Here is an 8,930-nt window from a genome sequence, read left to right on the forward strand (position 1 = left end):
TGTTTTATCAAAGTACTATTGATGTACATGCCCTCAGAAAATAGTTGCCAAAATCATCTCCGTTAAATCGAGCATCACCTCGATTTAACGACACTGCGGCAAAACGTATTTTTACCATTTTTGGTTTACACTGCCAGCAATATTAACCACCCAAAAGGAAAAGCGATGTCGACTACTACAGTTTCAGGTTTGCAATATGAAGATACTATCGTTGGCACAGGCGACGAAGCCAAAGCTGGCAACCACGTTTCTGTACATTACACAGGCTGGTTACAAAATGCCGATGGTAGCGCCGGTAAAAAATTCGATTCAAGCAAGGATCGTGGAGATCTTTTTGAATTCCCTCTCGGTGCCGGCCACGTGATTAAAGGTTGGGACGAAGGCGTACAAGGAATGAAAGTCGGCGGTACACGTAAATTGACCATCCCTGCAGCCTTGGGTTATGGCGCACGCGGTGCTGGCGGTGTGATTCCTCCAAATGCCACGCTGATTTTCGAAGTTGAATTGCACGGCGTTTAATCAACCTATGCCTACACCCACCTCAGAAATTATCAACGTGCGACAAGCGCAGTTATGTGCAGCCTTGGCAATGACATTTATCGCATTTGCACTGGGTGGCTGCACAGTTGTCAGTGTCGCCTCTACTGCGGTGGGTGCAACAGTAGCGGTAGGCTCCGCTGCCGTCGGCGCTGCTACTACTGTGGTCTCTGGTACCGTTAAGGCGGGTGGCGCTGTAGTTGCTGCTGTAACACCTTAAATAATTACTCTCTTTGTTTTCCCAGGATTTCCCATGACACTACAAGCACAATTTGATCAAGCTCTCGCAGAATCCAAAACTCTGCCTAATCGCCCAGATAATATGACGCTGTTAAAAATGTATGCGTTATATAAACAAGGCAGTAACGGCGATGCCACTGGCGATCGGCCAGGTATGACGGACTTCGTTGGCCGCGCCAAATGGGATGCGTGGAATGAACTTAAAGGCACAAGCCAAGAAGAAGCCCAACAGAAATATGTTGATATCGTAGAAGATTTGAAGGCTTAATCCTCGTTCGTTGGATTATCTAACGCTGTAAAGAAGGCCGGGTCATTTGATGATCCGGCCTTCTTTTTTAGATAAACGCTGATTGATACATCTTGTTGCACACATTACTTATTAGTATTAGTGATTCGATGCGCATTACCTAAACTGACTATAGGAGGAGACAGATAACAACGTTAGCAATATTGCGTAAAAAGCAAGGAAGGTAAGAGGTGTCGTTATGAAAACCAGCACCGTCTTAAGAGCGGCGATAATCGCTCTGATACTGTCTTTAGGGACAAACTTGGCTTGGGCCCAACATGGCGGCGGAAGAGGCGGCGGCTTCCATCACGGCATGGCAATGGGTAGCAGCTGGCAGCATCCAGGAATGCCACATGATCATTTCCATGGGCACTTTATCATTGTCGGCGGTCCGTTTTTTTGGTATCCACCCTACTATGACCCTGCTTACTATATGCTCTATAACCCAGGTGTGTATGTGACTCCAGACCCCAATTACAGTTATTACTGCCGCGATCCAGTTGGCTATTATCCTAATGTCCAAAGTTGTCCGGACGGATGGTTACGTCTGGCCCCTGGCCAATGATTGCGAGAAAATCAGGAATTGCCACCGACAAAACTGATAACCTCTTTGACAGCATAAACGACCGACAAAATTTACTTTTGCCGGTCATTTTTTTGATCTACCTGAATGAAATAATTTCAGAATTTAGTAGATTCGGCGGCAAGCCACCAATTTTCTCCGGGAGTAATGCCGCTACCAAATTTTGGGCGGCACAATCAGCCATTGCACGTCGTGTCGGTTCTGAGGCACTGGCAATATGCGGTGTCAGCACCACATTAGTCAGTGTCAAAAAATCAGGGTGAAAAGCAGGTTCATTTTCAAACACATCCAAGCCAGCGGCCGCGATTTTTTGATCACGCAAGGCTGCAATCAACGCTACATCATCCACAATACCGCCGCGCGCGATATTAATCAAAGTGGCGCCAGGCTTCATCAATGCAAGCTCTTTGGCAGCAATGGTGTGATGTGACTCTGGCGAATATGGCAGTACCAGAACTACATGATCGGCTTGTTGCAACAACTCATCTTTGCTGACGTAGCGCGCATGGTTGGCATGTGTTTCTAGCTCTGGCGCCAGACGAGAACGATTGTGGTACAGCACTTGCATATCAAAGCCCATAGAGCGTCGTGCAATCGCTTGCCCAATACGTCCCATGCCGATAATTCCCAAGGTCGCGCCGTGTACATCGCTCCCCAGGAAACTATCAAAACGCCATTGCTTCCAATTGCCCGCACGCAGCCAATGCTCTGACTCCGTTACGCGACGTGCAGTGGCCATCAACAATGCCCACGCAAAATCAGCAGTGGTCTGGTTCAAGACATCGGGGGTGTTGGTGACCATCACGCCAGCTTTGGTTGCAGCGGCAATATCGATATTATTGTAACCAACCGCTTGATTACAAACCGCCTTCAAGCGCGGACACGCGCTTAATAATTCCGCGGTAATACGTTCACTGCTAGTGCTGATAATACCGTCTTTATCGCGCGACTTTTCTATCAGCTCTGCAGCGCCAAAAATTTTGTCCGCTTGATTGGACTCGACGTCAAAGTGCGTCTGCAGATAGGTAAGGACTTCAGGAAAACAAGCACGCGCTACGAGTATTCTTGGTTTGCTCATTTTTTAACACCTAGGCCCGGAAGAAAATAAAACTCATGATAACAAACAACGGCAATAGAACCACGCAAGCCCAGCCTATATAACCGAAGAATGACGGCATACGGATACCGCGCTCTTCCGCAATCGCTTTGACCATCAAGTTTGGCGCATTACCGATATAGCTGTTGGCCCCCATGAATACCGCGCCACAAGAAATCGCTGCCAATGTCGCACCTAGTTTTCCCATTAATTCGACGGCATCACCAGAAGCTGTATTGAAGAACACCAGATACGTTGGGGCATTGTCCAAGAACGATGACAAAATACCAGTAACCCAGAAATACATCATATTGTCCGGTTGTCCATCGGCTCCGGTTACCGCATTCACGACCGCCGCGAAGGGGCCGTTGACACCATGCTGCAACATTGCAATTACCGGTGCAATAGTGATGAAAATACCCGCAAACAATTTACCGACTTCTAGTATGGGCTCCCAAGTAAAATTATTGCCTTCACGCGCAATTTTTGGAGTCAACCACAATGAAATAGCAATCACCACAAGTAATAAGCCGTCCCGTAACAAATTTTGTAAGTCGACGTGCGTACCGAATACATCATAGGAAACGCCGGATTTCCAGATACCACTCATCAAAACCAAACCGATGATCGCCAACAGCAGGACAAAATTTATTTTCCCCTCAATATATAGTTTTGGATTATCTGGGGTTGGGTCCAACGCTGGTGGTAATTCTTCTTCACGACGATGAAAGAAATAGCTATCTAGCGCATAAAAAATCACTAGCAATGTCGTCCACATAAACAAGGTTTCCGGCAAAATATTCTTGAACGTCCATGAGAAATCGACGCCCTTCAAGAAACCCAGAAATAACGGCGGATCGCCTAATGGAGTAAGTGCACCGCCCGCATTAGCCACCAAGAAAATAAAGAAGACAACAATATGCACTGAGTGCTGACGATTGTCGTTGGCGCGTATCAGCGGACGAATTAACAGCATTGATGCGCCAGTGGTTCCCATCAAACTTGCCAAGACTGTGCCGAGCGCCAGCAAGCCAGTATTAAGCCCTGGCGTGCCGTGTAAATTGCCACGCAAGCAAATACCGCCGGCGACGACAAACAATGCCAGCAGCAAAATAATGAAAGGGAAATATTCGGCCATCGCGGCATGCACTACGCTAGCAAAAGCGACTGGTACACCAAGCCAGATAGCACAAGGGATCAAAAATATGATAGACCAAAGTACGGATATTTTGCCGTAATGATGATGCCAAAATGCCGGCGCAAGCAAAGGTCCTAGTGCAATCGACAACAGCAATCCTAAAAATGGAATACCCCATAAAAGAGACAATTTAGAACCATCTAATTCGGCCGCCTGTGCTGCAATCGGCGCGATCAGAAAAAAAATGGCCAAGAAAATGCGTTGTGTTGTGCGCAATTTGGTCTTCCTTCAAGGTGAAAAAGCTGGCTATTTTAAGCCGGATCAACGCATATCAAAAATAGTAATCTATTTGACAATATTTTAGCGCGTGGATTTTTATAGCTATTCGCATCACATCAAGCTTCTGAAGTGATTTCGAACACTTGCCGTAAATAGTTCACGTACGCAGCGTCGTCACACATGTTTTTGCCCGGCGTATCGGACAGTTTTGCCACGGGCTGTCCATTACAGCGCACCATTTTCATCACGATTTGCAGAGGTTGATAACCCAGATCGTTAGTTAAATTTGTACCAACTCCGAATGCCACTCTGGTGCGATCTTTAAAGCGCGAATATAAAGCGGTTACCTTGTTAAAATCCAAACTATCTGAAAATACCAGAGTTTTGGTCGTAGGGTCGACCCGATTGTCCTGGAACTGTTTGATCAGACGCTCGCCCCAGTCAAACGGATCACCTGAATCGTGACGCGCACCGTCAAACAGTTTGCAAAAATACATATCGAAATCACGCAAAAAGGCGCTCATTCCGTACACATCGGACAACGCGATCCCGAGATCTCCACGATATTCTTTGGCCCACATTTCAAACGCGAAAATTTGCGAATCACGCAAACGCGGCCCAAGTGACTGACATGCCTGCAAATATTCATGCGCCATTGTTCCCAACGGGGTCAGCCCATACTCCATCGCAAAGTAAACATTCGATGTGCCAGCAAGATGCTGGCCAAAATCCTTTTGCAAGGCGCGTATCACCTCTTCATGCCAGGCATGAGAGAAACGTCGACGCGTGCCATAGTCTGCCACCTTACAGCCCGCCATCGCCGCGTCATCGCGTATCAAGGCCATCTTGCTATGCAGGCGCTTCAGCCCTTCTGCGTAATCCGGAGTAATCTGCGTTGCACGAAAATACACTTCATTCACAATCGCTAGTACCGGCACCTCGAACAAGATGGTGTGCAGCCACGGGCCTTTCACTACAATATCTATCTCGCCATTATTGGCGGTCGATGGCTCAACAGTGATGTATTTTTGCTGCAGATGGAACAAACTCAAAAAATCAACGAAATCACTTTTGATGAAACGTAATTTCCGAAGATACGCCAACTCTTGCTCTGAGAATCGCAGGCGGCATAACCCCGCAATTTCGTCGCGAATTTCATCAACATACGGGGTCAAATCAATACCGGGATTACGACATTTATAGCGATACTCAACTTCTGCCGCCGGAAAGTGATGCAGCACCACTTGCATCATGGTGAATTTGTATAAATCAGTGTCCAGAAGTGACGCAATAATCATGGTGGTTATATATCTGTATTGAAGAGTGTTTTTTTGTTCGCTTTATTACAAAGCGACGAAGCATCAAGGATAACTGGATAATTCTGATTCATCAGTTTGCTTGTTTCTACAAATGTGATCCGGCTCAAAAAAGCACCATTTAACTTGTGGCCATTGTCGTTGAATACCTGCCTCAACGCGATTGATCGCATCGACTAATGCCGTATCGGACGGCTGTGGTCGCATTTCAGCCTGCACTGCCAACATCACTTGCTCTCCCCACTGCATCGAGATCAGGTTGATGATGCGCTCTACCTCTGGCTGGCTTTCGATGAAATGTTTAATTGCGGCATGAACTTCGGGCGCCGCCGATTCGCCAGTCACCATCGCTTTGACTTCACGAATGACGACAATCGCAACGATCATCAATAGTATGCCCACCAGGATCGAGCCGCAGGCATCCCATAACGGATTGCCTGTAATTGTGGTTAACAGTACAGCTATAAACGCGAACGTCAAGCCGGCCAATGCAGCAATATCTTCCCCAGCCACCACCATTAGTTCTGACTGGCGAGTTTCGCGAAACCATCTTACAAATGACTTTCCATTCGAAATTTTCCGAATCTCAGTCATCGCTCCATAGAGCGAAAACGCTTCCAATACGACCGAAATACCTAATACCACCATCGCAACCCAAGTGCTATTTAACGGCTCTGGATGCTGCAAATGCTTGATACCTTCCATCACGGAAAACGCGCCGCCAACAAAAAATAGCAGCAAAGCCACCATCATCGCCCAAAAATAAACGACCCGACCATAACCCATCGGATGTGCTTGGTTCGCGCTTTTTTTTGCTTCTTTTAAGCCAATCAATAAGAAAATTTGGTTAGTGCAATCCGCCAGCGAATGTATTGCTTCAGCCAGCATCGCGCCGGAACCGGTATATAAGGATGCAGCGAATTTCGCCAATGCAATCCCGCCATTTGCTCCGAGTGCATAAAAGATAGCCTTGGTAGAGCCTTCCGCATGAGATGCCATATCTGTGTCGACCCCGTTAGTAGTACAGAAATATCAACACCCTAGCTAATTTACTCTGTCTATGCAACTAAGATCGGCGCTAATGATATTTATAGTAAAAATCGCCGACCGTGATCATTTCAACATGACATCAATAAGGCAGGGACAAGCAAATGCCAATTGCGCATTTGCTTATATGAATTCTATATAACCGTGATTTGTGGGAAATAGCGAATTACCTTAAAATACAAGGCTTTGCAGCTATAGGCATAGAGAAATTTGGCTTAAACGTCTTTCCTCTCCACTCTATCCTTTCTGTGCCTAATATTTCGTATCACTCTTACAGAGGACTGTTGTTATGACCCACGTTGTGACCGAATCGTGCATCAGCTGTCGCTACACCGATTGCGTCGATGTTTGCCCGGTTGATTGCTTCCGCCAAGGCCCTAATTTTTTGTCGATTGATCCTGATGAGTGCATTGATTGCGCCGTCTGCGTCGCCGAATGCCCAGTTAATGCGATCTACGCTGAAGAAGATGTGCCTGCTGATCAACAGCAATTCATTAAGATTAATGTTGAGACTGCGCGCTTCTGGCCATCCATCACCAAAACCATCGCCCCTTTACCGGATGCCGATGAATTTAAAGATGTAAAAGAAAAATTGCATCTGCTTGTGCGCTAAATTCCATTGTTTTAAGCGTATAGATAAAAGATAACTAGACAGGAAATAAAGTCGTATGGAAACCAGCGCAGCTACATCCGTTGTTAACAATAGCAAAAATGCACCGATAGAAGCGGATGCAGTGATCATCGGTGCTGGCCCAGTCGGTCTGTTCCAGGTATTCGAGTTGGGTCTACTTGAAATCAAAGCACACGTTATCGATTCTCTACCAGTAGTTGGCGGTCAATGCGTGGAGTTATATCCAGATAAGCCTATTTACGACATTCCGGCAGTGCCTGTTTGCACTGGTCAGGAACTCACTGATAACTTGTTAAAGCAGATTGAACCGTTCGAACCAACCTTTCACTTGAATCAAGAAGTGACTTTGGTTGAACGTCGTGAAGATAATCGCTTCAATGTAGAAACATCGCTCGGTACTCGCTTCATCACTAAAACTATTTTTATCGCCGCTGGCGTTGGCTCATTCCAACCGCGCACAATTAAAGTTGATGGCATTGAGCAATTCGACAATACACAATTGTTCTATCGCGTCAAAGATCCAGTACAGTTTCACGGCAAAAATATCGTGATTTGCGGCGGCGGCGATTCTGCACTTGATTGGGCATTGAATTTCGTCGGCAAAGCTGAATCAGTGATTTTGCTGCATCGTCGCGAAGATTTCCGCGCTGCGCCTGCTTCTGTCGCTAAAATGAAGCAATTATGCGAAGACTATGAAATGCAATTCTTAGTCGGCCAGGTGACCGGACACGAAGTTAAAGACGATAAACTCAGTGAGATCAAAGTAACCGGGCCTGACGGCGTTACCCGCCGCTTACCACTCGACATGCTACTGGTATTCTTTGGCCTGTCTCCAAAACTCGGCCCTATCGCCGAATGGAGCCTGGATATTGAGCGCAAACAGTTGAAAGTAGTCGACACTGAAAAGTTTGAAACCAACATCCCTGGTATTTTTGCAGTTGGTGATATCAACACTTACCCAGGTAAAAAGAAATTGATCTTGTCTGGCTTCCATGAAGCTGCATTAGCGGCTTTTGGTGCTGCACCGTACATTTTCCCTGACAAGAAAATACACATGCAATACACGACAACATCACCTAAGCTGCATAAGATTCTGGGGGTGGAGTCTCCTACTTTTGATTGAGTCTTTTAAGCTGCACGTACAGTCTTTAGTTGCAAAAAAACGCATGAAGAAAATATTCTTCATGCGTTTTTTTTGGCCGTAAATGACGAATATTTTATGTAAGCTAGCATCGCGAGCAAGTAATAGTTCTTCAACTCTATTAGAAATGATATAAATATCTTAATATTTTTAACAATTTAATTTGTTCATTTTCAATTTTTGCATTTATACCAATCTCCGAACGAAAGAACAAACCGTGTTTTTCCGGGATTGCACACATAAGTAAATCACGTTGCGGTCCCCACAATCCAAAAGGGAATTTGCGTGGATCTGACTCAACAATGCATTCCCCCGTTAAGTTTTTTCACGTAATCAATAACTTGTTCAAGCTTTGTTCCTGATGGCAAGTGCTCAACAAGCGCAGCAGATATTTGGCTAATGAATTCGTCATCACTTAGATTTTGGGAATCAGCTATTTTCAATCTACACGTCCACCGTTTGCCGATTGCCGATCTAAGTGAGTACTCATCGCGCTGATTGATCGCGCTGTTGGCGTCGGCGCAGCCGGAGGTTGCTTCACAAGCGGCCTTGCCAATCGCTCGCACAAACCGATTTTACAAAGCAAAAACCCCACCCTCGGTTAAGAGGATGGGGTTTTCTGGGTAATAAGCCTGA

Annotated in this window: 10 protein-coding genes; 6 read left to right on the top strand and 4 right to left on the bottom strand. The window is 46.1% G+C overall.

Annotated features, from left to right (window positions below; genetic code table 11):
- The first annotated feature begins 165 nt into the window (after positions 1-165).
- From GEV47_RS15375 to GEV47_RS15390, 4 genes are all read left to right on the top strand, one after another.
- Positions 166-519, top strand: a complete 354-nt coding sequence (locus tag GEV47_RS15375) for an FKBP-type peptidyl-prolyl cis-trans isomerase (protein ID WP_153235611.1) — start codon at positions 166-168, stop codon at positions 517-519.
- A gap of 7 nt (positions 520-526) precedes the next feature.
- Positions 527-757, top strand: a complete 231-nt coding sequence (locus GEV47_RS15380) for a hypothetical protein (protein WP_153235612.1) — start codon at positions 527-529, stop codon at positions 755-757.
- A 33-nt stretch (positions 758-790) separates the two neighbouring features.
- Positions 791-1,045, top strand: coding sequence for an acyl-CoA-binding protein (locus GEV47_RS15385; RefSeq protein ID WP_153235613.1), 255 nt, complete (start codon positions 791-793; stop codon positions 1,043-1,045).
- Between the two features lie 217 nt (positions 1,046-1,262).
- Complete coding sequence (locus GEV47_RS15390; RefSeq protein WP_153235614.1) at positions 1,263-1,628, top strand: hypothetical protein; 366 nt, start codon at positions 1,263-1,265, stop codon at positions 1,626-1,628.
- 97 nt (positions 1,629-1,725) lie between these two features.
- On the opposite strand, the gene GEV47_RS15395 is transcribed toward GEV47_RS15390, so the two are convergent.
- From GEV47_RS15395 to GEV47_RS15410, 4 genes are all read right to left on the bottom strand, one after another.
- The gene (locus tag GEV47_RS15395; RefSeq protein ID WP_153235615.1) at positions 1,726-2,724 is read right to left on the bottom strand and encodes a 2-hydroxyacid dehydrogenase; all 999 of its coding nucleotides are present in this window, start codon (positions 2,722-2,724) and stop codon (positions 1,726-1,728) included.
- Between the two features lie 10 nt (positions 2,725-2,734).
- The gene (locus GEV47_RS15400) at positions 2,735-4,156 is read right to left on the bottom strand and encodes a sodium:proton antiporter (protein WP_153235616.1); all 1,422 of its coding nucleotides are present in this window, start codon (positions 4,154-4,156) and stop codon (positions 2,735-2,737) included.
- Positions 4,157-4,275: 119 nt separating this feature from the next.
- Positions 4,276-5,457, bottom strand: a complete 1,182-nt coding sequence (gene pncB / locus GEV47_RS15405; protein WP_153235617.1) for a nicotinate phosphoribosyltransferase — start codon at positions 5,455-5,457, stop codon at positions 4,276-4,278.
- A 63-nt stretch (positions 5,458-5,520) separates the two neighbouring features.
- Positions 5,521-6,474 carry a cation diffusion facilitator family transporter gene (locus GEV47_RS15410; protein ID WP_153235618.1) on the bottom strand — a complete coding sequence of 318 codons (954 nt, stop codon included), beginning with the start codon at positions 6,472-6,474 and terminating at the stop codon, positions 5,521-5,523.
- A 337-nt stretch (positions 6,475-6,811) separates the two neighbouring features.
- Between GEV47_RS15410 and fdxA the strand changes: the two genes are divergently transcribed.
- Together fdxA and GEV47_RS15420 are read left to right on the top strand one after the other, a co-directional pair.
- Positions 6,812-7,135 (top strand): ferredoxin FdxA, encoded by a 324-nt coding sequence (fdxA, locus tag GEV47_RS15415; RefSeq protein WP_153235619.1) that lies wholly within the window; start codon positions 6,812-6,814, stop codon positions 7,133-7,135.
- Positions 7,136-7,190: 55 nt separating this feature from the next.
- On the top strand, positions 7,191-8,276 hold the full coding sequence (locus tag GEV47_RS15420) for an NAD(P)/FAD-dependent oxidoreductase (protein WP_153235620.1): 1,086 nt from the start codon (positions 7,191-7,193) through the stop codon (positions 8,274-8,276).
- The last annotated feature ends 654 nt before the right edge of the window (positions 8,277-8,930 follow it).

This window comes from Glaciimonas soli, assembly GCF_009497155.1.
Classification (GTDB): Bacteria; Pseudomonadota; Gammaproteobacteria; order Burkholderiales; family Burkholderiaceae_D; genus Glaciimonas; species Glaciimonas soli.